Origin of the sequence: Microcoleus sp. FACHB-672 (genome assembly GCF_014695725.1) — a bacterium.
In the GTDB taxonomy this organism is placed as follows: Bacteria; Cyanobacteriota; Cyanobacteriia; order Cyanobacteriales; family Oscillatoriaceae; genus FACHB-68.
In genome coordinates, this window is sequence record NZ_JACJOU010000020.1 from 174,414 (window position 1) to 199,017 (window position 24,604).

Below are 24,604 nucleotides of genomic sequence, written 5' to 3' on the forward strand. Positions count from 1 at the left end.
TAGCCCCAACCATTTACTCCTGTTGGCTGGGGCATTTTTCATCAATGGTTTATTACTTTAAAGTGAGTAGGTAAGCCATATTACATAGGAACCTATGGAGCCAGATTCTCTACCAACAGAGGTCATTCTGACCCAACCCTCTCAATCCTTGGGCAGCGTTCTACTTGACTGGAGTCCTCAACCAGGTCATTACCTCGATCTAGAAGGTCAAACTTATGCAGTATTAGAACGCCGGCACCGCTATCAACTGAAATCGGGTAAGTATCGCTTACAAAAAATTGCTCTTTATGTCCAATCCGCAGAACGACCCAGCGAAACAAGTCTTGTCAATGGACACAGGGTACTTGGAGACGCTACCTGTCAATTTAATGCTCATTCAGAAATCATTCGCTGTGCCGTAAATCCATCTGGGCCATGCGAGGGTTGCCGATTTTATGAAAAATCTTTATAGCGACGTTGTAAAAGCAAGCATCACAGCCAACGTGTTTATATCTATTTGTAGATGCCTTTGAAAAAGCTGAAAAGGTATCTTGTGAAACATGAGCAAGATACCCAGTTTATTCGAGAATAAGGTGCCGCCCAAGCTGGGGTTGGTATGCATCACAACCTCTGATCACGTGCGTTTCCGCACCGTCACACGCAAGCGACTCTTGCAACTCACTGATGATGAGCAAGCCACAGTTTTGCGCGAGTTGTATGGCAACAACCTACAGCGGTTAAATGGCGCATGGGATTTTTGTACGACCCATAAAATCCACCTTTACCGGCTCAGTTCTGCGCTTTTTCCCTTTGCTGATACCCCGCTGGGCGCAGCCGTGCTTGATGAGTTTACAGAGGAATTACTGAGTACCGGCAAACGCGCTATCGCTGCCGGCATCCGACTTGTCATACATCCCGATCAATTTGTTGTCCTCAGTTCAGAAAAGCCGGATGTTGTCGAGAACAGCATCAAAATTCTGGAAACGCACGCCCGAATTATGGATAAACTCGGGTTGCCCCACTCGCCTTGGGCGATCATGGAAATCCACGGCGGCAAATCGAAAAGATCCGAAGCGTTAGTCAGTGTGATCAAAGCGTTGCCCCAAAACATTCGCACTCGCCTCGCACTGGAAAATGATGAATACGCTTACGGGGCTTCCGAAATTTTAGAGATTTGCCACGCTGCCGGTGTGCCAATGGTCTTTGACGCCCACCATCATGTCATTCACGAAGGTTTAAATACTTACGAAGACCCCAGCGTTGCCCAAATGCTGGCAGCCGCCCGCACCACTTGGCCGAATCCTGAATGGCAACTGGTGCATATCTCCAACGGTTGTGAGTCTTTCTTAGACCGGCACCACAGCGATTTTATTACCGTAATGCCTAGTTGCTACTCTGCCGCTCCCTGGATTGAGGTGGAAGCGAAACTTAAAGAACAGGCTATCGATAAGCTGCGAACCGAGTGGCTACCAAATTTGTATTCAATGCCGGTTTTCGCTTAGCTCATTAACACTTAAATTGCATAACTTTAAAAGAACCTGGGCATTATCCACTTTTGAAGCAACAAAGACTTCTTGGTTGAGTAATCGTCCCGGCTCAGCCTTCCCCAGTTCCGCCATTTTCCAGAACCTCTCCCACAGCCAGACGAGTACCATTGGCAAAGTCGGTTCCTGACTGGGCGCGTTTACCGGCAAGCTGAACTTCCCGCAACAGCAACAAACCATTGCCGGTTTGAACAATTGGCCCTAGCCCTTTAGCGATACTCACGACTTCTCCCGTACGCCCAGACTGAGCCGGCAGATCCGCTTCCAGCTCTTTCAACTCTGGAGGTAGTTGAGTCCAGTATTCCGGGCCGAGGGGTGCTGTTGCAACGATTTTTAGCTGCCCGCCCCGAAAGACAGCCGCACAGTTTGGAAAAAAACCTCTAACCTGATTATGCAAATTAAAAGCAGGGCGTGACCAATCGAGCCAGTAATTTTCTTTTTTAATGAGCGGCGCATAAGTTGCAAGCGAAAAATCTTGGGGAATCGGTTGAATTTCCTGGCGTTCCAGCTTTAACAGGGTTTCCACCAATAACTTAGCGCCGGCATCTGCAAGTGTTTGCGCCAGCTGGTGAGCGTTATCAAGTAACCCTACTGGAGTAGAAGCTTTTAGCAGCATTGCTCCCGTATCCATGCCGGCATCCATCAGCATCGTCGTAATGCCGGTTTGGGGTTCACCGTTGTAAATACACCATTGCACCGGCGCTGCACCCCGGTATTGAGGCAAAATCGAGCCATGCACATTGATGCAACCCAATGCCGGCATATCCAGAATCTCCTGAGACAGAATCTGGCCATACGCCACTACTACAAAAACGTCTGCCTCTGCCGATTTTAACTGACTGAGCGTTTCCGCATCTTTTTTCACGCGTGCCGGCTGCCACACCGGCAGGTTGTGAGCAGTGGCAACCGCCTTTACCGGCGAGGGCGTTAACTCGTTCCCACGTCCTCGACGTTTATCCGGTTGAGAAACCACAGCCAAGACTTCAAATTCTGGATGAGCCAGCAATTGTTCCAGGGTGGGGACTGCAAACTGGGGGGTGCCAAAGAAGATAACTTTCATGGGGGGCACTAAAGTGCATAGATTGAGAAGTATTAATTATAAGCAGACGAGCCGGCAACCGTTGCACCATCATCCCGAAAAACAAAATTGCCCCACAGCCGGGTAAGCTACGGAGCATAAGGACAGATAAACGCTTCATTTACATTGTTTAGAGATTCAGCCCCAATTGGTTGAGGCATTGTGACAATTTTTACATTGTCTATTGAGCGGCTGTGTGTTGGCGTGCCGGCAGGGCAGTCTGCCAAGCGGCTGTATCAAAAAATGTAACCCACGGTATCCTGAGCAAGTTTGGGCCTAATGTATAGATAAATCCTCATGCATTCCACAAGCAGCCCCAAAATCGGCTGCTTTTTTATGTGAAGGAAGCTAGTTTAAAAATTTAACTACCCAACTATAGTGATTCACTCCCCAGTAGGCAGCACTCCCTAAAGTTAAGCCGAGTAACGAAAAGGCACTTAAAATCATAAAGCTTTTTAATTCGCCGATGGCAGCAGCTTGAAGATCGAGTCTCAATAGGGCAGCAACCGCAATTAACAGCAAGGCATGGCCAGAAATATCAAAATAAGAAAGGATAACAATGCCAAAAAAAGATGCGACAATTGCTGAGAGAAAAGCTTTTGTATCTGAGCTAATTAAGCGTCTAACTACATATCTAATCATTGAAAAAGGGGCAGCCAATGCCTCAGCAATGCCCAAGGTATAAACAATGATTAATAGCCAAACCCACCAATCCGCCGCCGAGGCAGATAAAACCCAACCAAAATTAAAATAGGTGGCGATGAGAAGCGAGAGGGAGAGCCACGGTACTTTTTTAAAGAATGGAGTTGAAGCCATCTGCCTGGTATTTGTTTGAGAGGTAACAGGACGCACCCGACTCATGATTTCATTGAGGTTATAAATTGGTAGAAATTGCTTCAACGGGACAGGTGGGAATGCACTGCTCGCAGACGATACAACGCGAACGTGTGAATGTCAGTTTAAAAGTCTGGGGTTCTAGAGTTAGGGCTTCTGTGGGACAGACGCCAGTGCACAAGCCACAGTGAACACAAACATCTTCATCAATTAATATCTCACGGCTGGCGAGAGAAACCGTGATATCCTGTGAGCGCATCCACTCAATGGCGGCATCGAGTTCATCAATATCGCCTAAGAGTTCCACAACAAGGGTGCCAATTTGGTTGGGAGCAACCTGAGCGCGGATGATATTTGCCGCTACATTGAAATCTTTAGCCAGCCGGTAGGTGACTGGCATTTGGATTGAGCGTTTCGGAAAGGTGAGCGTGACCCGTTTTTTCACGGTTGGGGAGCTTTTAGCAACTTCAGTTAGACTAATAACTGAATCATAGATCGTTTGAAAAATATCTGATGTCTGCGAATTTACCCGATCCAAAAGCTGTGTCTGAGCAGAAGTCTGAATCATCGGCTGTCAAAGCGGTTGATGCCGGCGCTGCAACTCGCATCAAAAATTTTCTGATTGCAATGGTGGCAATTGTGCTGACTGTCGCCCTTTTCTTTGGATTGCGGACTGAAACGACTGCAACTGACTTAACTGAGCTAGCAGAGGGTTCTACACCCTTGGAAGTGGCGCTTGGGAATGGGCAACCAACACTGATGGAATTTTATGCGAATTGGTGTACTAGCTGTATGGCGATGGCACCGACGATTAAGGAATTGGAAACGCAATATGCCGGCAACGTTAATTTTGTGATGCTGAATGTCGATAATACCAAGTGGTTGCCAGAGATTTTGAAGTATCGCGTGGATGGCATTCCCCATTTTGTGTTTATGGGCAAAGATGGAGAGACGATTGCCAGTACCATCGGTGAATTGCCGCGTTCGGTTTTAGAGGCGAATTTAGAGGCTTTAGTGGCCGGCACTGCTCTGCCATACGCCAAGGCTTCCGGTCAAGTATCTGCTTTTGAAGCGCCAAGGATGCCGGCAAAGGGAAATGCCGATGATCCTCGTAGTCACGGCGCTCAGGTAACGAATTAAATTGTTTATCGCCTCATTAGGCGGAGGTTAATCAGAATGGCTGGCTCTACCTGTTCCACTGATTAGCCGGTGTTGATCACCCATTTAACTGTTCAGGATCGATGCCTAATGCTCGCAGCCGTTCTGTTAAGAGTTCTGCTCGCCGGCGTTCCTGCTGTAATAGCGATTCTGTTTCCCGTAGTTGAGAGTCCGCTCGATCTGCTCGTTCCGTGCCGGTGGGGATAAGATTCCCATTTCTGTCGCACCAACGCAACCAAACATCTTGTTTATCTTCAAACACGCCACGCCACAGCGTCAAACCTAGTCCTACTTGTTCCAGCCAGGTATCTGTCATCGGAAGGTAGCGCGTTCCCTGTAGCTGGTAAATTTGTAAAATCGGCCCTCCTAATTGCTGGATCGGATCGAAAACAACATAATAACTGACCCGCATCCGTTCATAATCTCTCAGCTTACTCCCTAACTCATTTCCCTCTCGATTAGAAATAATTTCAATCACAACTTCTGGGGGTTTACCAAACTCCCAAACGAAATAAGAGCGGTTTTTCTTCTCCCACCAATTCTCAGCAACTCCCACATCCAAGCTGAGAAAAACATCCGGCACAATTGGCGGTTGAGCGATGGCTGGGAAAACACCGACATTCGCTGCAACCAGAAACTTCTGCGAGTCATCAGCACCAGTCCAAGAACTGTAAAGAACTCTAGTTAGTAAACGCTGTTGTTTTTCCGAACCAAAATTATCTACAGGGGTATTATCTTCAGTGATAAGGTGACTGATATCTGGGGATGGAGCCAACTCAGTCGTGAGAATTTCCGCCATAATTTAGGAATTGCTCAACTGAACATTATTGCCCACAGGTTAACACATTCTATCAAGTGGGCTAAATCCATTGTAAAAATAATAAACCGGCATCGGCAGACTTTTCTCTATCGTTTAAGCCTTTCCGAATGCCGGTATTTTCGTGTTCTAACTTTTTCAGAGGTTTTGCATCCCAAATTGGGCTAATAATTCCTCACGGGAAAGAGTTAGCAACAGGCGAGTAAACTCCTCCGGCGACAGTTGCAGCAAAGGCTCAATAATCGCCGATAGTTCCCCATCAAGCGCACCAAATCGGACTCTGAGCAGGTTATTTATCGTGGCACGTCGTTCTTCGCGCATTCCTTCGCGCATTCCTTCGAGTAAAGTATCTTCCCGCCATTTGAGATAAGCCGGTGATAAATTCATAATTAACTCTCGCTCGTCATCACTTAAATTTTGACTCGCTTCGACAGTAATGCGCCAGTTAGAAAGCAACTCCAAAATGTTATTTAATAACGGATGACCCGGTGGGAGTGCCGTCACCTCATTGACTGCCTGTCGTTGAGTTGAACTGTTTCCTAAAAGCCGCAGCCAGAGGGTTTCTTGGGTGCGAGGTAGCTGGTTAATTGCCACAAGCGCTGTCCTCATGGCTGCCGGCAGAAAATAAACCCCTTCTGGCCAATTTCCTGCGGCATCGGCTGTCGCCCCAAATGCTTCCAGCAGCCGAGGGGAACAGGAAGGCGACAGTACCCACAAGCGAGGTAGATCCGCTTCTGGCAGAGTATTTTCCTCGCGTCGGGCTTTGCGCTGCATTTCGCTGTGAATGGAGAACAGTTTCAGCAGGCAACTGCGGATTTCTACCCACGCCGGCTGATTCCGAAAAGGCTCTAACAGACAGGCACTTGATGCCATCTGCCCCAATAATCCTAAAATCTGCCGTTCAGATGCCGGCTCAACTCCAGCAGGTGCCGGCGCAAACCAGACATCCACTTGCCGCACTTCTCCAGCAACTTCCCGACTGGTTTCCACTTCACCCAGAGGCGCTAACAATTCGGCTAAATATTGCTTGGCGAATTGATCGTACGGTGTGCGTGTCATCGATTAAACCTAGATTAAGCCTCCAGCAACCGGCGCACTAATTTTCCTAAACGTTCGCTACTATCTGGAATTGCCAGAGAACCGGCACTTTCAGTCATTTTTTGCAAGCGTGCCGGTGAATTTAATAAATCCAACACCTTACCTTCCAACTCCTCTAACGTTAAATCCCCTTGCCGGCATACCACAGCCGCACCGGCACCGGCAAACACTGCGGCATTATAAGCTTGATGATCTTCCGCTGCGAAGGGATAGGGAACCAAAATAGAAGGCGTCTGTGTCACCGCCAACTCAGTCAGGGTGCCGGCACCGGCACGAGAGATCGCTAAATTAGCGCGCTGAAATAATCCAGCCATGTTGTTATAAAACGGCATTGAGACATATTGCGGATGCTGCAAAATTCCTGCCTCTGGATCGTTTTCCCCCGTCTGGTGGACAATCCAAGCCCCTGCCTCAAACCATGCCTTCGCGCACTGGCGTACCAATTTATTCAGGGCTACAGCCCCCTGAGAACCGCCGGCAACGACAATCACCGGCACCCCCTCTGGAATGGGTAAATCTAAGGGCTGCGGGGAAAGAAACTGCAATCTCACCGGCGTCCCCACATAAACCGTCTTCGCCTTTGGTAAATATTGGGCGGCAAACTCAAACCCGATCGCCACCGCAGTGCACCAGGGACTAAACCAGCGTGTCACCTTTCCTGGCAAAGCATTCGATTCGTGCAAAATCACCGGCAACCCTAGGGAACGCGCCGCAATAATTGCCGGTGCTGCAATATAGCCGCCGGTGGTAAAGACACCTTGAAAATTCCGTTCTACTAGCAAACGCCTGACTTCACGAACAGAACCCACCAGTTTGCTTAAAACGCGCAAACTGCCGAGTCCTCTCTGCTGAAATCCTTCTACTGCAATTGTATGTAGTGGATACTGCTCAGGAACCAGCTGCGTTTCCAGCCGGTTGGGAACCCCCAGCCATTCAATCTCATAATCGCTCAATTGCTCTGCCAGTGCCGTTGCTGGAAATAAATGCCCTCCGGTTCCACTAGCAGCGATTAACAGTCGTACAGGTTTACTCACCAATCCCTCTGTTAAATTTAAAATGCGCGGATTTTAGATTCATTGTTAATCTAAAATCTCAAACCTAAAGTTGGCAGCTGAAGCTACCCAATTATTCAAACTATCACGCTATGCACAATCCTCTAACTCTACTGTCAGGCATATCTGGGACTTCTCGCCGGCACACCCGAACCCAACTCATCTCGTTTTTAGCCGGTTTAGCCGTTTGGTGCACCGCAGGAATGTCTGCCACAGGTGTGCGGGCGGCAACTCCCGATACTGCGCCTCCAGAGTTGAAAACGCTTCTGTCAAACATTGATGAAGCGGCTAACCGTCGAGATATTGAAGCTGTGATGCAGTTTTACAGTCAGGATGTCAGCCATGCCGACGGTTTAACTTACGAGAATATGAGAAAAGCGTTGAGCGATCTCTGGCAGCGCTATCCCCAGTTAAACTACCGCACGGAACTACAATCTTGGCAAATTGATGGCAATGGAATTATTGCGGAAACAGTCACGGTGATCGCCGGCAGCGAGAAATTGCAAGACAGAGAAATGAGCCTCACAGCCACTTTACGGTCACGGCAGCGCTATGAAAACCAAAAAATTGTTCAGCAAGAGATTTTGGCAGAACGCACTCAGCTAACCTCTGGAGAAAAGCCGCCCACGGTTAAAGTGCAGTTACCCGATCAGATTCGTGCCGGCCAAGAGTATAATTTTGACGCCATTGTTGAAGAACCGTTGGGCAATAGTTTGCTGATCGGAACGGCTTTAGAAGAACCCATCCAAGCAGACAGTTATTTTAATCCTTCAACGGTGAAGTTAGAGCCGCTGGCGGCAGGCGGACTTTTCAAAATGGGGCGAGCACCGGCTGCATCTGATCCTCACTGGATTTCGGCTGTTTTAGTCCATAAAGATGGCATGACTTTGATTACCGAACGCATCAAAATTGTTGGTGGCAGTGGCGCGGCAAAATGAAGTAAGAAAATAGGGAATGGGGCTTAGGGAATTTTCTACCCCTCTCCCTCTCTCTTCCAGACGAAATAAGTATTAAGCAAAAACAGTAATGGTTTCTCTCCAAGAAAAAATTGTTTTTATCACTGGCGCGAGTAGTGGCATTGGCTCAGCTTGTGCCAGAATGTTTGCCCAAGCCGGTGCCAAATTAATTTTGAGTGCACGGCGTCAAGATCGGCTCGAACAATTGGCAACAGAATTAAGTGAAAAATTTGGCACGCAATCTCATTTATTACAATTAGATGTGCGAGATCGTGTTCAAGTTGAATCCACACTTTCCAGTTTGCCGACTTCTTGGGAAGCGATAGATATTCTGATTAATAATGCTGGGCTTAGTCGCGGTTTAAGTAAACTTCATGAGGGCAGCATTCAAGATTGGGAAGAAATGCTGGATACCAATGTTAAAGGCTTGCTCTACGTCACGCGAACTGTTGTTCCGGGAATGGTACGCCGGGGTCGGGGTCATGTAGTGAATATTGGCTCGATTGCCGGTCGTCAGGCTTATCCGGGGGGCAATGTTTACTGCGCTTCTAAAGCGGCTGTTCGGGCAATTTCTGAAGGGTTAAAACAAGATTTGTTAGGGACGCCGGTGCGAGTAACAGAAATTGAACCGGGTTTAGTTGAAACAGAATTTAGTATTGTGCGGTTTCATGGAGATAGCGACCGCGCTAACAAAGTTTACCAAGATTTGACTCCGCTCACCGCAGAAGATATTGCTGATGTAGTGTTTTTCTGTGCCACCAGACCGGCTCATGTTAATATCAGCGAACTGTTGATTGTTCCTACCGATCAGGCAACTGCAACGCTTGTTCACCGGCGAAGTTGAACGCGAATGAAACCTTCTAAGTTAAAGCAGCCGGCAAAAAGAGAGAATAAAGAACCTTGGCTGGCTGTTAATTTATCCCTATTTTTTCCGGGCATTGGTCAACTTTATGCCGGCAAACTTTTAAAAGGGATAATTTTCATAGTTATTCAAGTTACCTTGATTCTAATTGCTGCCTGGTCAATTTTTAGTCCCACTGGTAACACAGTAGCCGGGATTAGCTTTTTAGCCTTCATGGTTGTTATCTACATTTTAAATCTTTTTGATGCCCACAATAGTATCAAAAAAAACAAACCTCAGAAAGCAAACAAAGTTTCTGTAAAACAATCTCCTACTTATTCATCCTTTACCCTTCATCGTTCATCCGCTATCAAAGACCTTTGGTTTGCGGTTTTTTTATCCCAAATTTTGCCGGGTATTGGTCATTTATACATAGAAAAAATATTTCTGGGGGGAATTTTTCTCATTTCTATCATTATTTTCTCAAATTTGTCTGTATTTTTCTGGCCCTTGCGAGCAGTTACTGCAATTATTTCTGCAACTGCCTGTTATCACGTTTATCTCGTCTACCCCAAAAAATCTAGAAAATCAAGGCAGTTAATTAAGCAAGTTGTCATTGCGATTATTATATTTAAACTAACAGCGGCATTCCTGCCGATTTTGATTGAACAACAGGTTGAAAAATTTACAATTCCTAGCAATTCAATGCTGCCGACGCTGCAACCTGGAGATAAAATATTTGTACATCAATCTAATAATTATAGTCCTGAACAAGGTGATTTAATTGTCTTTAACCCTCCCCAAGAAAACCGATACTCAGAAGCAAATAAAAATGAATTCTTTGTCAAGCGAGTGATCGGTAAACCGGGGGAAACTGTTCAAATCAGCAATGGGGTTGTTTATATCAATAATCAACCTTTGAAAGAAGATTATATTGCGGAATCGGCTGCTTATCAATGGGGACCAGTAGCTGTGCCAGCCGGCAACTATTTGGTTCTAGGAGACAATCGCAATGATAGTTTTGACTCTCATGCTTGGGGCTTTTTGCCGGCAGCCAATATTATCGGCAAAGTCTATAAAATTTATTGGCCTCCAGCCCGCATCCAACCTTTAAACTAAAGCCTCTTATTCTTACTTATAGTTTTCTGCTTTCTGTAGATATATAAAACTATATTATTACAGCCTAAATTAACCTCAAAGCCGACATAGCCTGTAGACTTGACTAGCAGCCCGATGAAGTAGGGAATGCCGGTAAACTAACCCTTTCATATCCTCAGAATAACCACCACCAATTACACAAGCAACCGGATAGCCGGCAGCAACGCAAGTGGTCAAAACCTGCATATCTCGCCGAAACAAACCCGTGTCTGTCATTGCCAACTTGCCCAAATGATCGCCAGCATGAGTATCAACGCCGGCATCATAAAGTACCAAATCTGGCTTTACTTCCGACAATAAATCTGGTAAATACTTATCCAAAGTTTGTAAGTAATCATCATCCTCCATACCCATCGGCAGCGGTACATCTAGATCGCTCTTTTGCTTCGTTCCAGGAAAATTAATCGCACAGTGCATGGAAAACGTAAACACACTAGGATCATCTTGAAAAATAACAGCAGTGCCGTCTCCCTGATGCACATCTAAATCCACAATTAAAACTTTGCTAACTAGCCCTAATTTTTGCAAAACACGGGCAGAAATCGCTAGATCATTAAAAATACAAAAACCTGAACCAAAATTGGGAAACGCATGATGTGTACCACCGGCAGTATTGCACGCCAAGCCGGCATTCATCGCCAACTTTGCCGTGAGAATTGTACCTCCCACCGCAATGCAGGTGCGATTTGCCAGCGCGGAACTCCAAGGCAACCCAATCCGCCGCTGCGCCTTGGCATCCAGCGTTCCCTCACAGTATGCCTGAACATAGCTAGGATCATGAACCAGTTTAATCCACTCTAGGGGAGGCAACACCGGCACATGAAATTGTTCCGGATGCGCCACTCCATCCGCCAAAAGCATCTCGTAAAGTTGCCGAAACTTCGGCATGGGAAAACGATGTCCTGCCGGCAGCGGTACGACGTAATCTGGATGATAAACAATTGGCAGATCCATGACTAATTTAATGAATGAAGCGTTGACTTTTGCCCACAGAATCAACTCTAATAGTAGTGGTTTAAACACTCACCTGCTTAAGTTTTCCGCTTTTCAACCCTAAAAAAACTAGCCGCCAGGATGCAGAGTTTCACCTTAAACCCCGCCAAATACCGCTGAATTCTGAGACAATTACCCTCCTCGCACCTTATGCTATTTGAAGATAAGGAAACACAAGCAACCCTAAAGCGATCATGCAACCCAAGATAATCTGGCAGATGGGCAGCAGCAACCCTGACAATACTAATAATTTAGATACTATCCGTCAGTGGTGGAGCACACTAGCCGGCAAAGAAATTAGCTGGCGGCAACGACTAATCCCGCCAAGCGGTGATGTAAGCGAACTCGACTGGGAACCTCAGCGCTTTGATGAACTGTTCGTTGTTTCTAGTCCCCAAATTCGCGGTATTACCCTTTATTGGCGCAAGCCGAATTCTCAGGATGAACGCAGCACAACCCCGCATAAATTAGAATTAGACACGCGACGTCAGCAGTTTTATATTTACCCTCAATCTCAAAAAAATCTTGTGATTCAGGTGGGGTTCCCTGAAATTGTTTACCAGAAAATAGAATTAAAAAATCCTGAAATTGAATACAGGCAATCCGATGAGAAGGGCATTATTACTTTGCGGGATATCCAGCAACAGCTAGAAATAAAAGTAGCCTTGAGTCCAGAAAAAATCGCTCAATTAAAACAACTGTTTCAATCTTAACTATTTTTTAGAAAATCTGTCTTCAGACAGAAGTTAAAAACTTAAACCTGACCGAGCATTTACTTAAAATCTTGGTAAGTTTCGGGTGCATTTTTTTAATGAAACACTGGATTGTTCCTGTAGCCTTGCTCTTAATCGGCTTGATAACGGGCATAATTTCTGAAAGAGTTCTTCTCAATAAATTAAAAGGATTTATAGCCAGAACGAAGTTGCCGGGAAATGAACTTTTTATTCAATCATTGCGCGGTATTACTTTTATTTGGTTAGTCGTCGCAGGCGTTTCTGGTGCAGTGATTAGCCTCCATGTTAATGGGCTTATTTCGGCAAGCGTTTTCGCAATCCTGCAAAAAATCCTCAGCAGCATTTTCCTGTATTCAGTGACAATCGTCGCAGCCAGACTCGCTGCCGGTTTTGTAACTGTATTGAGCCAAAAAGTAGAAGGAATTTCCGCATCCCTCCTTTCCAACCTCGCCCGAATAGTCGTTTTTGTTTTTGGCATTCTGACGATTCTCCAGACAATAGGATTTTCTATCACACCCATCCTGGCAACTTTGGGGATTGGGGGTTTAGCCCTAGCGTTAGCTTTTCAGGACACGCTATCAAATTTGTTCTCTGGTTTATACCTAATTATCTCTAGACAAGTTAGAACCGGCGATTATGTAAAACTGGAAACTGGGCAAGAAGGCTACGTGATAGATATTACCTGGCGCAATACCATTATTAAAGAAATTTCTAATAATGTGATCATTGTGCCCAATACAAAACTCGCTTCTGCCATCTTTACCAACTATCACCTGCCGGCGAAGGAAATCACAGTTCCGATTCAGGTTGGGGTGAGTTACCATAGCGATCTTGAGCGAGTTGAACAAGTCACTCTCGAAGTTGCCCAAGAAGTCATGCAAGAAGTTTCCCAATGCGTTCCAGACTTTAAACCTTTTATTCGCTTTCAAACTTTTGGAGAATTTAGCATTCATTTTACTGTGTTTCTCAGAGTTAATGAATTTTTCGATCAAAACATTGCCAAACATGAATTTATCAAAAGATTGCACAAACGCTATCAGCAAGAGAGAATCGAAATTCCTTTTCCGAGCAGAGATGTCTATCTAAAAGAGAAGCCGGAAGACTCCTAATCCGCCAGGAATTCGTCATTAAATGTAGAGGCAGGATTTGGCTGTTTTGTCTAAGCTATTAAAAGAGAAACTGCGACTCTACACTCAGGTCATGTCACAGAAAAATGAAACCGCTGTTCTCATCTTGTCCCTGCTGATCACCGTTGGGTTGGTAGGTGCCGGCCTTTGGTGGTTCCTCCAGCGTTCTGGCACAAATTCAGGGGGTAGTGCCCCATCCAATCAGCCGGCGCAAACCAGCCGCCAGAGTTTTGCCCAAGTGCAAGATGTCCCAGCCGGCCTGTTTAGCTATGGGGGCAGCACCTCTTGGGCACCGATTCGACTTACAGCAGATCCAGCAATTCAAGTGGCTAGACCTGAGTTTAAACTGCGCTACATCGATCCGATTGGTGAGCCACCCGGTTCTAGCACCGGCATTCGGATGTTACTTGATGGCCAAATGGCCTTCTCTCAATCCTCCAGACCGCTCCGCGACACTGAGTTTCAGCAGGCGCAGCAGCGAGGGTTCAGCCTCAAACAAGTTCCCGTAGCCATTGATGGATTAGCAGTTGCCGTTAACCCCACCCTCACCATCAGCGGTTTAACACTCGCTCAACTTAAAGATATTTACACGGGCAAGATTGATAACTGGAGCCAAGTTGGAGGGCCAAATCTCAACATCATCCCCTTTACACGCCCAGCAGATACCGGCGGCACCGTTGAACTGTTTGTCGAAGAAATCTTAGGAGGTCAAGCTTTTGGGCCAAACGTTAAATTTGTCCCCAATACCACTCAAGCCCTAGGCCAGCTTGCTGATAGCCCAGGAGGAATTTACTTTGCCTCCGCACCAGAAGTTGTTCCGCAATGTACGATTAAGCCTCTGCCAATTGGCCGGCTTGCCGGTGAATTTGTCCCACCCTACCAAGAACCGCTTGTGCCGGCAGAACAGTGCCCCAAGCAGCGAAACCAGCTAAATCTTCAAGCGTTTCAGCAAGGTCGATACCCGATCACCCGCAGTTTATTTGTCGCCATCAAACAAAATGGCCAAATCGAACAGCAAGCCGGTGAAGCTTACGCAAATTTGTTGCTCACCGTTCAGGGACAAGAACTAATTTCTCAGGCAGGGTTTGTCAGAATTCGTTAAATTTTTCCTTCAGATAGCAATCAAACTCAATTAACCGAGCGAATCAAGAGAAAAATATGGAACCGATGCAACCACCCAGCGATCAAACATGGGATTATCCTTGCCCCCAATGTGATCGCCCCACGAACAAAGCCAAACCAGAAGACGAGTACGAATGGTACTGCGAATGCGGCGCAGTTGGTTATGCCACCGGCGTTGTGAGTGAAGTCAAAACAGAAGACACTTAGCCTCGCCCGCAATCGGCATAGAAGAGACAATCTAAGTTAATCTGAGTTTTGTGTTATTTGATGCAGTTCTAGGAGATTGGTTTGGAGAGGACATTTTTAGCAATTAAGCCAGATGGCGTTCAACGCGCTCTGATCGGCGAGATCATTAGTCGCTATGAAGCAAAAGGCTTTACCCTAGTCGGCTTGAAGTTGATGAAGGTCAGCCGCGAACTAGCCGAACAGCACTATGGCGAGCATAAAGAAAAACCTTTTTTCGCTGGGCTGGTAGATTTTATTACCTCTGGCCCAGTTGTCGCGATGGTCTGGGAAGGTAAGGGAGTTGTCGCCTCAGCGCGGAAAATTATTGGCGCTACCAACCCCCTCAACTCAGAACCGGGCACCATACGTGGTGATTATGGGGTTGATATTGGCCGCAATATCATTCATGGCTCTGACGCCGTAGAAACTGCCCAAAGAGAAATTAGCCTCTGGTTTAAAGAAGAGGAATTAGCCCATTGGGAACCCACCCTTACCAAGTGGATCTACGAATAGCCACTGACAAACAAAGGTGGGCACTGCCCACCTTAAACATCTAACCTTAGCCGCTAGTCTCGGCCAAGGATGAAGGATGAGAGGCGTTTCTTCCCCTCTGACTCGTGCCTCTAGTCGCTAGTTTCTAGCTCCTTTTCTTTCGCCTCACCGGCATCTGCCACACTCGCCGGTGTGCGCTTAGAAAATCCCCAGATGAATAATCCGGCGATCACGGAAATCATCAACCACTGTGGTGGCGCGAAATCGTCTCTGAACACTTTCACCAGCAGCCGTGCTCCCACCAAGCCAACCGTCATATAGCCGGCATCCTCAAGGTAGACATATTCATCCAGCCAACGGATAAATAACCCGGCCATAAACCGCAGCGTCACGATCCCGATTGTTGCGCCGGTGAGAACCAGCCAAGTTTGGTCAGATACCGCAATTGCAGTTGTGACACTATCGAGCGAAAACGCCAAATCTGTCAGAGCAAGCGTTGGAATTGCCTGCCAGACTGTGGTAAAACGCGGCCCTCGGTGTTCTCCCTCCTCGCCCTCATCGGACGTAAAGTGTTGGAAAACGAGCCACAGCAGATAGAGCGCACCCAGCAGTTCAAACTGCCAGAACTTGATCACCCAAGTAGCCGTGAGAATTAGAGCCATTCGCAGCACAAAGGCAACCACCAAACCCACGTTCAGTGCCTGAGTCTGCATCTTGGCATCTTCCAAGCCTTTGGAAATGGATGCCAGGGCGATGGCATTGTCTGCGGACAGCACCGCCTCTAGGGCCACCAAAATGACCAGTAGGAAAAAGGCGTCTATCCCGAAATTGGGGTAAAAGTCTAGAAATTGATCCAGCATTAACGATTTTTTGAGCTTGACAGTTGCAAATTAACAGCAACAACCAAATTGCCTAAATTATTAAAGAGTATGACTCTATTTACATAGCTTAACCTTTAACTAGGTAACTCTGCCGCCCAACCCATATAACTGAGCTGCACAGTCACACAGTTGTGTGCTGCCTTTCACTCCCGATGGCGGGCTTTTCGTCCGCCCGTGCCTACCAGAAGTATTTAATGCTGAGTGCCAAGTGATTTTTGATACAGTGCTACACTCACGCAAAAAAGCGGTTACTGATACAAATTTGATATAACAGCCCCAACTATCTCCCAGAGGGCTTGCCGAAAGCGCACTTTTTGTTTCATCTTGTTACAAGAGTATTCCAGAAATCCGCAATTTGGTCGAAATTGGTGAACGACTACCCGTGAAATTAGGAGTTTTTAACAATGTCTCTATCAGACACACAAGTCTTAGCCGCTCTTGTCGTAGCCTTGATTCCAGGCATTCTAGCCTTCCGGCTGGCAACAGAACTTTACAAATAAAGTTCTCAAGAGTCCCGCTATGGGGAGCTTGTCTAGGCGATTGACCCCCACCCTTGCCGGCAAAAACGACCATTAACGGTAAATTGTCAGGGAAGATTACAAGCGGTCAATTTTCAAGGGAGGCTCCCCTTGCGATCTGTGTAAAGCTTAACCAAGGCTGTAAAATGGCAGGTATTCTAACCTAGCGCCGTTCAACTTCCTCAAAAATCCACACAGGTGTGCATCTGGTGAGGTCTGCCTCAAACTCAGTTGCAATTCCTACTTAGCGCTGAATTTCAACACCATGAATGCCATTCAACCCTCAAGACCCACTCTGCAACCTGTAGAACCCCGCCGTCGGGTGGCACGTCGCGCTGGTAAATACCCGCGACAAAATCCTCACTTGATGATGGCCACTGAAACGACTGTGAAGTTAGCGGTCAATGTTGTGCTGTCTCTTGTCGCTGTTTCTGCTTTAGTACAACTGTTGCCCCATAACCGAGCTGGGCAAGAAAAGTTACAGCAAGTTCAAACAGAAGTTCAATCAGCTCAAGGACGGGTTAATCAGCTGCGGGCAGACTTTAGCCGCTCCTTCGGCCCACAACAAGTGAAAACGATCATGCAAGAGCAAAGCTATCGAATGGATCCCACACAGTTGCGGATCGTTTGGTTGGAAAACCGGCCTAGCGAGGCGCAGGAATTGGCCGAACCCCTACAGGATTTAGACACTCCCTAAATGAGCCGGTTACGCGCTTAAGGGCTTGAGGAGATCATCGAGCCAGCTTTCTACACGCTGCTGCAGCCGGCTTGCACCTTCTACTTGTCCCACATTCACTGAGCGCAATTGGTTCAAGGCACGCCCATAGTCGGCCATTGCTAAGTTCCAATCACCCATTAAGTGATAAGTGCGGCCTCTTTCAGCCCAGATATTAGCTTTCAACGTCCCCAAGCGCAAAGCACAGTCAAAATTCTCAATGGCTTGTTCATACATTCCCAAGTCTCTGAAGGTAATGCCTCGGTTAATCCAGGCGCGAATATAAACCGGGTTGAGATCGATAGCCTTGCCATAGTTAACAACCGCCGCCGCCAGTTTCTGTTGCGCCGCGTAATAATTGGCTCGATTGTTGTAGGCGCTGGCTAATCCCGGATTGAGTTGAATTGCCTTGTTGTAATCCGCAATCGCCTCGTCCATCTGGCCACTTTGGAAATAAATTAACCCGCGATTGTTGTATTCGCTCGCACTTTCAGGATGGCAGGAAATCAGTTTGCTGAGGATCTCAATTGCCTCAGTATATTGTCCTCGTTGAGCTGCCTCTTTCGCTTGGCTGCGACGAATGAGTAACTCTTGCTCTTGCTGGCTTGAGATAAGCATCGGCTCAGTGGTAGATTCTAGGGGGTTAATGCTTGGCTGCTGCATTTGCTGACGTTTCTCAGCCAATTGGTGCTCCTTCTCGCATACCACCTGTATCCCTTGAACAGTCGTGCGGCAGTGGGCTTGAGTTCTGTTTTGGCGGTGTGCAAAAGTGCGAGCGTTCATGGCGTTATCCCTGTCCCTAGTAGCCTTCAAACATAAATTTATAAAGTTCTCTGTAGCGGCGGGATCGCCGGTGTGTCACTTCCGAAGGCGTCTGGTAAACAAGGGGATAGGGGCGATTGACTCAGAGGCTTCACCTAGCGGAAAAAGCTTATGCTATCTAGGTTTGAGCCGGCAACAGTTAGGCGAAGCAAAACAATCTTTTTCACCCATCCGCGCAAGTGTCATAGTGCTAAACCTCAAACACGCGAACGCTCGGTGGGATGATAGGAATACAAGTAACACTTGTTACACCCACCTCCTAAATAAATCCGCCCATGAAATGGGTTGTCTTTTCTTACTCTCTGCCATCCAAATCAAACTCTAGCCCACGAGTTGCCCTGTGGCGTCGTCTGCGCCGGCAGGGTGCAATCTCTTTGACGAGTGGAGTTTATGTTTTACCGGCACGCGATGAATGTATCGAAGCTTTTCAGTGGCTTGCTCAAGAGGTGCAGCAAGTAAACGGGGAGGTTCTGGTTATTCATGTTGAGCGATTTGACGGATTAACTGACTCGCAGTTAATTGAACTTTTTCGGGATGTTCGCCGGCCAGAATATGTAGAAATTGAGGCTCGAGCTGAAGAATTGGAGAAGATTCTCAGCGCAGACACAAACTCGGAAAATCGAGATCCAATCAAAGACGCACTCGCAAAGCTGCGTAAACGCTATGCAGAAATCACAAGAATTGACTTTTTCGACTGTCCAGAAAGCACGCAATTAGCATCACGACTGACACAAATCGAGCGGGTACTTTCTTCAACCAACTCTTTACCTAAAGCAATTGTGCCGGCTGCCATTGCCCAATATCAAGATAAACACTGGGTGACTCGTCCGCGTCCTTATGTAGATCGCATTGCCTGCGCTTGGTTAATCCGCCGGTTTATTAACGCCAACGCTATGATTCGCTACTCACTCCAGCCGACTCCAGAAGAGGTGGCATTTGATATGCAAGGAGCAGAGTTTGGTCACACCGGCAACCTCTGCTCTTTCGAGACAATGGTATTCAGATTTGGCTTGGAAAAACCAAGTGTGCGAACGCTTGCAGAGATTGTCCACGAACTTGACTTGCGCGATGGATTGTATATACATCCTGAGACAGCAGGAATTGAAGCAGCTATCCGAGGGTGGGTACTTTTGGGGCTTTCTGACGCTAAGCTGGAATTGCGCGGACTCGAACTTTTTGACGGACTTGACGCTGTACTTTCCAGAAATAAGTAATGTTAAATCAGATTAATAACTCATTATAAAAACTTAAAAAGAGGATTTAATCTATAGCGACCCCATCAAAAGAAGACATTTAAAAATGAAGTTTTTTTTGCCTCTTATCAAGTTTATTTTAATCTTTAATTAAAAAAATCTTAAAAATACTTTTCAAGCGGATTATTTATAAATATTATCCGCTCTTTTTCATTTAAGTATAAGGTATTGCTCAAGATGGAAACACATATTACATTATTACTGACATTGAAAGCGTGGAGCATCGTGACAGCGCCCTTTATGGGCGAAATTTAACCTTATGACTGAACCCTTAGAAAATCAGATAAATTCTCAGCCAGAGACAGAAACTCCCCAGTATTCGCTGTGGCAAATGATTATGTACACACTCAAACTGGGAGCAATTGGCTTTGGTGGGCCGGTTGCCTTAGTGGGATATATGCACCGGGATCTGGTTGAAGATAAGAAATGGATCTCAGAAAGCGACTACAGTGAGGGACTGGCACTGTCTCAACTCGCTCCTGGGCCTTTAGCAGCACAGTTAGCCATCTACCTCGGCTATGTGCATTACCGTATCCTTGGGGCGACCTTGGTGGGAATTGCCTTTGTGGTGCCGTCTTTCCTGATGGTGGTGGCATTAGGCTGGGCTTACACGCGCTATGAGGGCATCCCCTGGATGCAGGCGGTGTTCTATGGGGTAGGATCAAGTGTCATTGGGATTATTGCTTATAGCGCCTACCGGCTCACTACAAAAAGCATTGGGAAAGACTGGTTGCTGTGGGCGATTTATCTGGTTGCAGCGGCTGTCACCATCATTACTGAATCGGAAGAAGTGCTGCTGTTTTTGGCCGCTGGCATCCTAGTTTGGCTGGTGAAAGCTCCTCCTAAGCAATGGTGGCGGGGCAAGAAACTGAGTAGCTTTACGGTATTGCCCCTGATCCCCCTTTTTGCAACAGCGCCGGCAGCCAGTTCGGGAACGCTGTGGAACATCTTAATCTTCTTCAGCAAAGCGGGTGCCTTTGTCTTCGGCAGCGGTTTGGCAATTGTGCCTTTTTTATATGGCGGTGTAGTTAAAGAATTCGGGTGGCTGAACACTCAGCAGTTCCTAGACGCTGTAGCGGTCGCCATGATCACACCAGGGCCGGTGGTGATTACCACCGGCTTTATTGGTTATTTAGTTGCCGGCTTTCCTGGCGCTTGTGTGGCTGCCCTCGCCACTTTTCTTCCTTGCTATTTGTTTACCATCATTCCCGCTCCCTACTTCAAAAAATACGGAAAGCGCCCCGACATTGCCGCCTTTGTTGATGGCGTAACGAGTGCGGCAATTGGGGCGATTACGGGGGCGGTGATTGTGCTGGGCCGGCGTTCGTTGAGCGATATCCCGACTGTTTTAATTGCAGTTGTGACGCTGGCAATCTTGTTCAAATTTAAAAAGAAAGTGCCAGAACCGGCAATCGTGTTAGCGGCTGCTGTAATTGGGCTAGTTCTCCAGTCCAGTTAAGGAACACCGGCAACTACTGCACCGTTCGCCAGCAAATCCACAGCCGCTTGATATTGCCGGTCAGCCTCTGTCGCCACCTGATTGCGGTTAATCAAGTCTAGGGATACCACTCGGTCTGGCATAATCCCTAATTTGTGGATATCTCGGTGGTTTGGCGTTTCGTACTTGGCCACTGTGACCGCTAGCCCAGAACCATCAGATAGGTCAAACAAGGATTGAATCAGTCCCTTGCCAAAGGTTTTCTCTCCTAACAGCACAGCGCGTCCATTGTCTTGAAGCGCACCGGCCAGGATTTCACTAGCGCTGGCAGTTCCCTGATTGACTAAGACGACTAAGGGATCATGCGTGAGTGCTTGGCCCGTGGCTTCAAAGCTGCCGGTGATGCCTTGCCGGTTTACGGTGTAAACGATGGTGCCGGTGTCCATCCAGAGGCGGGCAATTTCTATGCCGGCCTGCAAAAGGCCACCCGGATTATTTCGCAGATCGAGAATATAAGCTTGTGCGCCTTGTTGTTCCAGTTTCCCTAAAGCATGGGCGACCTCAGCAGTGGCATTGGCATTGAATTGGGTAAGGCGAATGTAGCCCAGGGGGATGCCGTTAGCGGGAGTTTGCAGTTCGGCGTGTACGGGGTTGAGGGCGATGCGATCCCGCACCAGCTCGATTTTTAAAGGTTGCTCACTTCCCTCTCGTTCCACGGTTAGGGTGACGCTACTGCCGATAGGGCCACGCATCCGAGTTGCGGCATCGTCGAGGGAAAGACCGATGGTAGAGACGCCATCGATTTCTACGATGAGATCACGGGGGTGAACACCGGCCCCGTCTGCCGGTGATCCCTCTATCGGTGCCACGACTTCGATTTTGCCGGTTTTCTCATCTAGAGCAATTTGCAGCCCAACGCCGGTGAGTTCTCCGGATGTATTGACTTGTAAACTGTGGTACTGATCGGGCTTTAATAATCGTGTGAAGGGGTCGTCCAAGCCGGCCAGCATTTCAGTTATGGCAGTGTAGGTAGCGTCGCGATTTTTCAGTGGGGACTTCATCGCCTTTTGGCGCACTAACCACCAGTTTTGATTGTTGAATGAGTCATCCACATAAGCGCGATTGACAATTCGCCACGCTTCATTGAACAGTTGCTGTTCTTCTGTTAAGGCAGATGCCGGGGATGCCGGCCAGCCGAATATGAGCAGCAGTGTTAGTAAAAGTCCGACCCAGAAAACTCGTTTGTGCATATCACCGATTTTTAAGCTTCAACTCAGAAACCACCTGCTATCAAGGCCGAGAAAGCCGCCATCCTGTTGCTGCGCTAGAAATGCCGAGTCTGGCTAGTTTCCACCTACAGCTTTTCGTGCGGGCGCTTTAAAACTAGATAACCATTTAGTTTTAAAGCAAAAACAGCTTTGCTCCCTTAATCCCTTGTTTAGACTATGTTACAGAAACCCGGCCAGAATGCCCCACCCATTGCGACCCATGAAACGTTACTAATAAACGTGATAAAATTTAACAACCTACTCCAGGTTGGTCAACTCAAAAAAAGGCTAAAAGCTTTAAAGTTGATACCTGTCTCAGGACAGAGGATTAAGCAAAAGCTCGTTTGTTGAATGTTGAGTTCCGTGGGGCACGTGCCACCCCGCTCCTACCCTTCGGAAACGCCAAGGGCGTAAGCACGAAGGTAGCTAGCACTGGAGAGAGAGACCTGCTACCTTGAAAGGACTACTGTCTTAAGGCAAGGTTTGTCAGACAGCTATGAAATCTCTATCGTGAGATAGAGAAGCCCTGATCCCAAGGGGGATGGGAGGATCGTCAAACTTTTGATGAACAGCAATACATTTTTTGGGGAACGCTTGCCTTATGGCTAATGTCTACGATTGGTTTGAGGAGCGCCTAGAAATTCAGGCTCTCGCTGAAGACGTAACGAGTAAGTACGTCCCTCCTCATGTCAATATCTTCTACTGCTTGGGTGGGATTACCCTCACTTGCTTCTTAATCCAGTTTGCCACTGGATTTGCCATGACGTTTTATTACAAGCCGACCGTAACCGAAGCTTTTTCATCAATTCAGTATTTGATGACAGAGGTTAACTTCGGCTGGCTCATCCGCTCCATCCATCGCTGGTCGGCCAGTATGATGGTGCTGATGATGATTCTGCACATTTTCCGGGTTTACCTCACCGGCGGCTTCAAAAAGCCCCGTGAGTTAACCTGGGTGACTGGCGTCATCTTAGCGGTAATCACCGTTTCATTCGGCGTCACCGGCTACTCTCTGCCTTGGGATCAAGTTGGTTACTGGGCCGTCAAGATTGTGTCAGGCGTGCCTGAAGCAATTCCCGTCGTCGGTTCGCTGATCGTTGAGCTGCTGCGCGGTGGCACCAGTGTTGGCCAAGGAACCCTAACCCGGTACTACAGCCTGCACACATTTGTGCTGCCTTGGTTAATTGCAGTCTTCATGCTGCTGCACTTCTTGATGATTCGCAAGCAAGGTATTTCTGGGCCGTTGTAAGGAATTTTGCGTAAAGACGCGAACACCTCGCGTCTTTATAGGGTTTTGAGTTAAGTATTCAAAATTCAAAATTCAAAATTTGCCAACGACCAACAACTAACAGGAGAACACTCGCGCTATTATGGCAACCCTAAAAAAACCGGATCTGAGCGATCCAACACTACGCGCTAAACTCGCCAAAGGCATGGGTCACAACTACTATGGTGAACCCGCTTGGCCTAATGACTTACTCTATATTTTCCCAGTCGTGATTTTAGGGACGATCGCCCTGTGCGTGGGCCTAGCTGTGCTAGATCCAGCAATGGTGGGTGAGCCGGCAGACCCCTTCGCTACCCCTCTGGAAATCTTGCCTGAATGGTATTTGTGGCCGGTTTTCCAAATCCTGCGTATCCTTCCTAACAAATTGTTGGGAATTGCTTGCATGGGTGCGATTCCTCTGGGATTGATGCTCGTTCCCTTCATTGAGAACGTCAACAAGTTCCAAAACCCTTTCCGCCGGCCTCTCGCCACAACCATCTTCATGTTTGGGACGTTGGTTACGATCTGGTTGGGTATTGGTGCAATTTTCCCAATTGACACATCTCTTACCCTCGGTCTTTTCTAAAGACGAGATTGTTCTAACTTTGACGCCTGTCAAGTTTTCTAGAAGTGCGGCTGTACTTTAGGAAACCTGAACAGGCGTCAATCATTAATAAACGCCTGATTTTGTCTTCATTAGAAATAACTGGATAATTAGGGTCGGTTTTTTCTAAATCAAGCCACATTATTGGCAAATTAAAAACATTTAGCTTCCTAGAATCAATGATTGGTCAAGCTTGGATATGTTGCAGCAAGACCATCTGACAGTTCAGAGCGATTTAACGTTACTAAATAAAGTGCAGAAATGGTTTGAGGGGTTCTACTTGCAACATACCTCCAAATTTTCTTGGCCAGAAGAGCAGCTCTATTGCCTTAACTTAGCGCTCGCTGAAGGATTTAGTAACGCCGTTCGCCACGCACATCAAGACTTACCACCGGCAACGCCTATTGATATTGATGTCACCCTATGGGATGACCGGATGGAAATTCGCATTTGGGATTGGGGAAAGCCTTTCAATCCTGACATCATCGAAGAACCATCTCCGGGGACACTCCAAGAAGGCGGCTATGGCTGGTTTCTGCTTCGGCGTTTGGCTAATAAAGTTGTTTATGAACGCTATCAGGATCGCAGAAATTGCCTTTGGATTGTTAAATATCATTCAAAATGACTGAC

At 47.2% G+C, this 24,604-nt stretch carries 28 protein-coding genes; 18 read left to right on the forward strand and 10 right to left on the reverse strand.

Going from position 1 to position 24,604, the window contains the following annotated elements:
* Positions 1–94: 94 nt before the first annotated feature.
* Both H6F56_RS16715 and uvsE read left to right on the forward strand, forming a co-directional pair.
* Complete coding sequence (locus H6F56_RS16715; RefSeq protein WP_190670200.1) at positions 95–451, forward strand: DUF6464 family protein; 357 nt, start codon at positions 95–97, stop codon at positions 449–451.
* A gap of 88 nt (positions 452–539) precedes the next feature.
* Positions 540–1,481, forward strand: a complete 942-nt coding sequence (gene uvsE, locus H6F56_RS16720) for a UV DNA damage repair endonuclease UvsE (protein ID WP_190670202.1) — start codon at positions 540–542, stop codon at positions 1,479–1,481.
* A gap of 94 nt (positions 1,482–1,575) precedes the next feature.
* Here uvsE and fmt read toward each other — a convergent pair whose 3' ends face one another.
* From fmt to H6F56_RS16735, 3 genes are all read right to left on the reverse strand, one after another.
* Entirely contained in the window at positions 1,576–2,583 is a 1,008-nt protein-coding gene (gene fmt, locus H6F56_RS16725) for a methionyl-tRNA formyltransferase (RefSeq protein WP_190670204.1), read from the reverse strand.
* A 366-nt stretch (positions 2,584–2,949) separates the two neighbouring features.
* The gene (locus tag H6F56_RS16730; protein ID WP_206753412.1) at positions 2,950–3,417 is read right to left on the reverse strand and encodes a hypothetical protein; all 468 of its coding nucleotides are present in this window, start codon (positions 3,415–3,417) and stop codon (positions 2,950–2,952) included.
* A gap of 58 nt (positions 3,418–3,475) precedes the next feature.
* Positions 3,476–3,880 carry an NIL domain-containing protein gene (locus H6F56_RS16735; RefSeq protein ID WP_190670208.1) on the reverse strand — a complete coding sequence of 135 codons (405 nt, stop codon included), beginning with the start codon at positions 3,878–3,880 and terminating at the stop codon, positions 3,476–3,478.
* 68 nt (positions 3,881–3,948) lie between these two features.
* Here H6F56_RS16735 and H6F56_RS16740 point away from each other — a divergent pair, with 68 nt between their 5' ends.
* The gene (locus H6F56_RS16740) at positions 3,949–4,575 is read left to right on the forward strand and encodes a thioredoxin family protein (protein ID WP_190670210.1); all 627 of its coding nucleotides are present in this window, start codon (positions 3,949–3,951) and stop codon (positions 4,573–4,575) included.
* Between the two features lie 76 nt (positions 4,576–4,651).
* Here the strand turns inward: H6F56_RS16740 and H6F56_RS16745 are convergent, their stop codons facing one another.
* From H6F56_RS16745 to murG, 3 genes are all read right to left on the reverse strand, one after another.
* Positions 4,652–5,392 (reverse strand): Uma2 family endonuclease, encoded by a 741-nt coding sequence (locus tag H6F56_RS16745; RefSeq protein WP_190670212.1) that lies wholly within the window; start codon positions 5,390–5,392, stop codon positions 4,652–4,654.
* A 156-nt stretch (positions 5,393–5,548) separates the two neighbouring features.
* Positions 5,549–6,469 carry a hypothetical protein gene (locus H6F56_RS16750; RefSeq protein ID WP_190670214.1) on the reverse strand — a complete coding sequence of 307 codons (921 nt, stop codon included), beginning with the start codon at positions 6,467–6,469 and terminating at the stop codon, positions 5,549–5,551.
* A gap of 14 nt (positions 6,470–6,483) precedes the next feature.
* Positions 6,484–7,545 carry an undecaprenyldiphospho-muramoylpentapeptide beta-N-acetylglucosaminyltransferase gene (murG, locus tag H6F56_RS16755; protein WP_190670216.1) on the reverse strand — a complete coding sequence of 354 codons (1,062 nt, stop codon included), beginning with the start codon at positions 7,543–7,545 and terminating at the stop codon, positions 6,484–6,486.
* 107 nt (positions 7,546–7,652) lie between these two features.
* Here murG and H6F56_RS16760 point away from each other — a divergent pair, with 107 nt between their 5' ends.
* The 3 genes from H6F56_RS16760 to lepB all read left to right on the forward strand — a co-directional run bounded on the left by H6F56_RS16760 (position 7,653) and on the right by lepB (position 10,476).
* The gene (locus H6F56_RS16760; protein WP_190670218.1) at positions 7,653–8,498 is read left to right on the forward strand and encodes a nuclear transport factor 2 family protein; all 846 of its coding nucleotides are present in this window, start codon (positions 7,653–7,655) and stop codon (positions 8,496–8,498) included.
* 88 nt (positions 8,499–8,586) lie between these two features.
* The gene (locus H6F56_RS16765) at positions 8,587–9,360 is read left to right on the forward strand and encodes an SDR family oxidoreductase (RefSeq protein WP_190670220.1); all 774 of its coding nucleotides are present in this window, start codon (positions 8,587–8,589) and stop codon (positions 9,358–9,360) included.
* 6 nt (positions 9,361–9,366) lie between these two features.
* Positions 9,367–10,476 (forward strand): signal peptidase I, encoded by a 1,110-nt coding sequence (lepB, locus tag H6F56_RS16770; RefSeq protein ID WP_190670222.1) that lies wholly within the window; start codon positions 9,367–9,369, stop codon positions 10,474–10,476.
* Positions 10,477–10,551: 75 nt separating this feature from the next.
* On the opposite strand, the gene H6F56_RS16775 is transcribed toward lepB, so the two are convergent.
* Positions 10,552–11,469: a histone deacetylase gene (locus H6F56_RS16775; RefSeq protein WP_190670224.1), complete on the reverse strand. Its 918-nt coding sequence runs from the start codon at positions 11,467–11,469 to the stop codon at positions 10,552–10,554.
* 233 nt (positions 11,470–11,702) lie between these two features.
* Between H6F56_RS16775 and H6F56_RS16780 the strand changes: the two genes are divergently transcribed.
* The 5 genes from H6F56_RS16780 (at position 11,703) to ndk (ending at position 15,229) form a co-directional block, all read left to right on the forward strand.
* Positions 11,703–12,221 carry a hypothetical protein gene (locus tag H6F56_RS16780; protein WP_190670226.1) on the forward strand — a complete coding sequence of 173 codons (519 nt, stop codon included), beginning with the start codon at positions 11,703–11,705 and terminating at the stop codon, positions 12,219–12,221.
* Positions 12,222–12,319: 98 nt separating this feature from the next.
* A complete protein-coding gene (locus H6F56_RS16785; RefSeq protein WP_190670228.1) occupies positions 12,320–13,351 on the forward strand; it encodes a mechanosensitive ion channel family protein in 1,032 nt (343 codons plus the stop codon).
* 91 nt (positions 13,352–13,442) lie between these two features.
* Positions 13,443–14,471, forward strand: coding sequence for a PstS family phosphate ABC transporter substrate-binding protein (locus H6F56_RS16790; protein WP_190670230.1), 1,029 nt, complete (start codon positions 13,443–13,445; stop codon positions 14,469–14,471).
* A gap of 56 nt (positions 14,472–14,527) precedes the next feature.
* Positions 14,528–14,698, forward strand: coding sequence for a hypothetical protein (locus H6F56_RS16795; protein ID WP_190670232.1), 171 nt, complete (start codon positions 14,528–14,530; stop codon positions 14,696–14,698).
* 81 nt (positions 14,699–14,779) lie between these two features.
* Positions 14,780–15,229: a nucleoside-diphosphate kinase gene (gene ndk, locus H6F56_RS16800; RefSeq protein ID WP_190670235.1), complete on the forward strand. Its 450-nt coding sequence runs from the start codon at positions 14,780–14,782 to the stop codon at positions 15,227–15,229.
* A gap of 110 nt (positions 15,230–15,339) precedes the next feature.
* Here ndk and H6F56_RS16805 read toward each other — a convergent pair whose 3' ends face one another.
* On the reverse strand, positions 15,340–16,068 hold the full coding sequence (locus H6F56_RS16805; protein WP_190670236.1) for a TerC family protein: 729 nt from the start codon (positions 16,066–16,068) through the stop codon (positions 15,340–15,342).
* A gap of 425 nt (positions 16,069–16,493) precedes the next feature.
* Between H6F56_RS16805 and psaM the strand changes: the two genes are divergently transcribed.
* Complete coding sequence (gene psaM / locus H6F56_RS16810) at positions 16,494–16,589, forward strand: photosystem I reaction center subunit XII (protein ID WP_190670238.1); 96 nt, start codon at positions 16,494–16,496, stop codon at positions 16,587–16,589.
* Positions 16,590–16,872: 283 nt separating this feature from the next.
* On the forward strand, positions 16,873–17,304 hold the full coding sequence (locus H6F56_RS16815) for a hypothetical protein (protein ID WP_190670240.1): 432 nt from the start codon (positions 16,873–16,875) through the stop codon (positions 17,302–17,304).
* Between the two features lie 9 nt (positions 17,305–17,313).
* Here the strand turns inward: H6F56_RS16815 and H6F56_RS16820 are convergent, their stop codons facing one another.
* Positions 17,314–18,105: a tetratricopeptide repeat protein gene (locus H6F56_RS16820; protein ID WP_190670242.1), complete on the reverse strand. Its 792-nt coding sequence runs from the start codon at positions 18,103–18,105 to the stop codon at positions 17,314–17,316.
* A gap of 314 nt (positions 18,106–18,419) precedes the next feature.
* On the opposite strand from H6F56_RS16820, the gene H6F56_RS16825 reads away from it, so the two are divergent.
* Positions 18,420–19,358: a chromate resistance protein ChrB domain-containing protein gene (locus H6F56_RS16825; protein WP_190670244.1), complete on the forward strand. Its 939-nt coding sequence runs from the start codon at positions 18,420–18,422 to the stop codon at positions 19,356–19,358.
* A gap of 298 nt (positions 19,359–19,656) precedes the next feature.
* Positions 19,657–20,856 (forward strand): chromate transporter, encoded by a 1,200-nt coding sequence (locus H6F56_RS16830; RefSeq protein ID WP_190670245.1) that lies wholly within the window; start codon positions 19,657–19,659, stop codon positions 20,854–20,856.
* Here H6F56_RS16830 and ctpA read toward each other — a convergent pair.
* Complete coding sequence (gene ctpA / locus H6F56_RS16835; protein WP_190670247.1) at positions 20,853–22,085, reverse strand: carboxyl-terminal processing protease CtpA; 1,233 nt, start codon at positions 22,083–22,085, stop codon at positions 20,853–20,855. The two genes, H6F56_RS16830 and ctpA, sit on opposite strands and share 4 nt — an antisense overlap.
* Positions 22,086–22,704: 619 nt before the next feature.
* Here ctpA and petB point away from each other — a divergent pair.
* The 3 genes from petB to H6F56_RS16850 all read left to right on the forward strand — a co-directional run bounded on the left by petB (position 22,705) and on the right by H6F56_RS16850 (position 24,599).
* On the forward strand, positions 22,705–23,352 hold the full coding sequence (petB, locus tag H6F56_RS16840; RefSeq protein ID WP_190670249.1) for a cytochrome b6: 648 nt from the start codon (positions 22,705–22,707) through the stop codon (positions 23,350–23,352).
* Positions 23,353–23,473: 121 nt separating this feature from the next.
* Positions 23,474–23,956 (forward strand): cytochrome b6-f complex subunit IV, encoded by a 483-nt coding sequence (gene petD, locus H6F56_RS16845; RefSeq protein WP_190670251.1) that lies wholly within the window; start codon positions 23,474–23,476, stop codon positions 23,954–23,956.
* A gap of 217 nt (positions 23,957–24,173) precedes the next feature.
* Positions 24,174–24,599, forward strand: a complete 426-nt coding sequence (locus H6F56_RS16850) for an ATP-binding protein (protein ID WP_190670253.1) — start codon at positions 24,174–24,176, stop codon at positions 24,597–24,599.
* Positions 24,600–24,604 lie beyond the last annotated feature (5 nt).

What these genes read in the sequence shown, in the direction of transcription:
- H6F56_RS16715 (WP_190670200.1), top strand. Translation starts at nt 95, where the DNA reads ATGGAGCCAGATTCTCTACCAACAGAGGTCATTCTGACCCAACCCTCT.
- uvsE (WP_190670202.1), top strand. Translation starts at nt 540, where the DNA reads ATGAGCAAGATACCCAGTTTATTCGAGAATAAGGTGCCGCCCAAGCTG.
- fmt (WP_190670204.1), bottom strand. Translation starts at nt 2,583, where the DNA reads ATGAAAGTTATCTTCTTTGGCACCCCCCAGTTTGCAGTCCCCACCCTG.
- H6F56_RS16730 (WP_206753412.1), bottom strand. Translation starts at nt 3,417, where the DNA reads ATGGCTTCAACTCCATTCTTTAAAAAAGTACCGTGGCTCTCCCTCTCG.
- H6F56_RS16740 (WP_190670210.1), top strand. Translation starts at nt 3,949, where the DNA reads ATGTCTGCGAATTTACCCGATCCAAAAGCTGTGTCTGAGCAGAAGTCT.
- H6F56_RS16745 (WP_190670212.1), bottom strand. Translation starts at nt 5,392, where the DNA reads ATGGCGGAAATTCTCACGACTGAGTTGGCTCCATCCCCAGATATCAGT.
- H6F56_RS16750 (WP_190670214.1), bottom strand. Translation starts at nt 6,469, where the DNA reads ATGACACGCACACCGTACGATCAATTCGCCAAGCAATATTTAGCCGAA.
- H6F56_RS16760 (WP_190670218.1), top strand. Translation starts at nt 7,653, where the DNA reads ATGCACAATCCTCTAACTCTACTGTCAGGCATATCTGGGACTTCTCGC.
- H6F56_RS16765 (WP_190670220.1), top strand. Translation starts at nt 8,587, where the DNA reads ATGGTTTCTCTCCAAGAAAAAATTGTTTTTATCACTGGCGCGAGTAGT.
- lepB (WP_190670222.1), top strand. Translation starts at nt 9,367, where the DNA reads ATGAAACCTTCTAAGTTAAAGCAGCCGGCAAAAAGAGAGAATAAAGAA.
- H6F56_RS16775 (WP_190670224.1), bottom strand. Translation starts at nt 11,469, where the DNA reads ATGGATCTGCCAATTGTTTATCATCCAGATTACGTCGTACCGCTGCCG.
- H6F56_RS16780 (WP_190670226.1), top strand. Translation starts at nt 11,703, where the DNA reads ATGCAACCCAAGATAATCTGGCAGATGGGCAGCAGCAACCCTGACAAT.
- H6F56_RS16785 (WP_190670228.1), top strand. Translation starts at nt 12,320, where the DNA reads ATGAAACACTGGATTGTTCCTGTAGCCTTGCTCTTAATCGGCTTGATA.
- H6F56_RS16790 (WP_190670230.1), top strand. Translation starts at nt 13,443, where the DNA reads ATGTCACAGAAAAATGAAACCGCTGTTCTCATCTTGTCCCTGCTGATC.
- H6F56_RS16795 (WP_190670232.1), top strand. Translation starts at nt 14,528, where the DNA reads ATGGAACCGATGCAACCACCCAGCGATCAAACATGGGATTATCCTTGC.
- H6F56_RS16805 (WP_190670236.1), bottom strand. Translation starts at nt 16,068, where the DNA reads ATGCTGGATCAATTTCTAGACTTTTACCCCAATTTCGGGATAGACGCC.
- psaM (WP_190670238.1), top strand. Translation starts at nt 16,494, where the DNA reads ATGTCTCTATCAGACACACAAGTCTTAGCCGCTCTTGTCGTAGCCTTG.
- H6F56_RS16815 (WP_190670240.1), top strand. Translation starts at nt 16,873, where the DNA reads ATGAATGCCATTCAACCCTCAAGACCCACTCTGCAACCTGTAGAACCC.
- H6F56_RS16820 (WP_190670242.1), bottom strand. Translation starts at nt 18,105, where the DNA reads ATGAACGCTCGCACTTTTGCACACCGCCAAAACAGAACTCAAGCCCAC.
- H6F56_RS16825 (WP_190670244.1), top strand. Translation starts at nt 18,420, where the DNA reads ATGAAATGGGTTGTCTTTTCTTACTCTCTGCCATCCAAATCAAACTCT.
- H6F56_RS16830 (WP_190670245.1), top strand. Translation starts at nt 19,657, where the DNA reads ATGACTGAACCCTTAGAAAATCAGATAAATTCTCAGCCAGAGACAGAA.
- ctpA (WP_190670247.1), bottom strand. Translation starts at nt 22,085, where the DNA reads ATGCACAAACGAGTTTTCTGGGTCGGACTTTTACTAACACTGCTGCTC.
- petB (WP_190670249.1), top strand. Translation starts at nt 22,705, where the DNA reads ATGGCTAATGTCTACGATTGGTTTGAGGAGCGCCTAGAAATTCAGGCT.
- petD (WP_190670251.1), top strand. Translation starts at nt 23,474, where the DNA reads ATGGCAACCCTAAAAAAACCGGATCTGAGCGATCCAACACTACGCGCT.
- H6F56_RS16850 (WP_190670253.1), top strand. Translation starts at nt 24,174, where the DNA reads ATGTTGCAGCAAGACCATCTGACAGTTCAGAGCGATTTAACGTTACTA.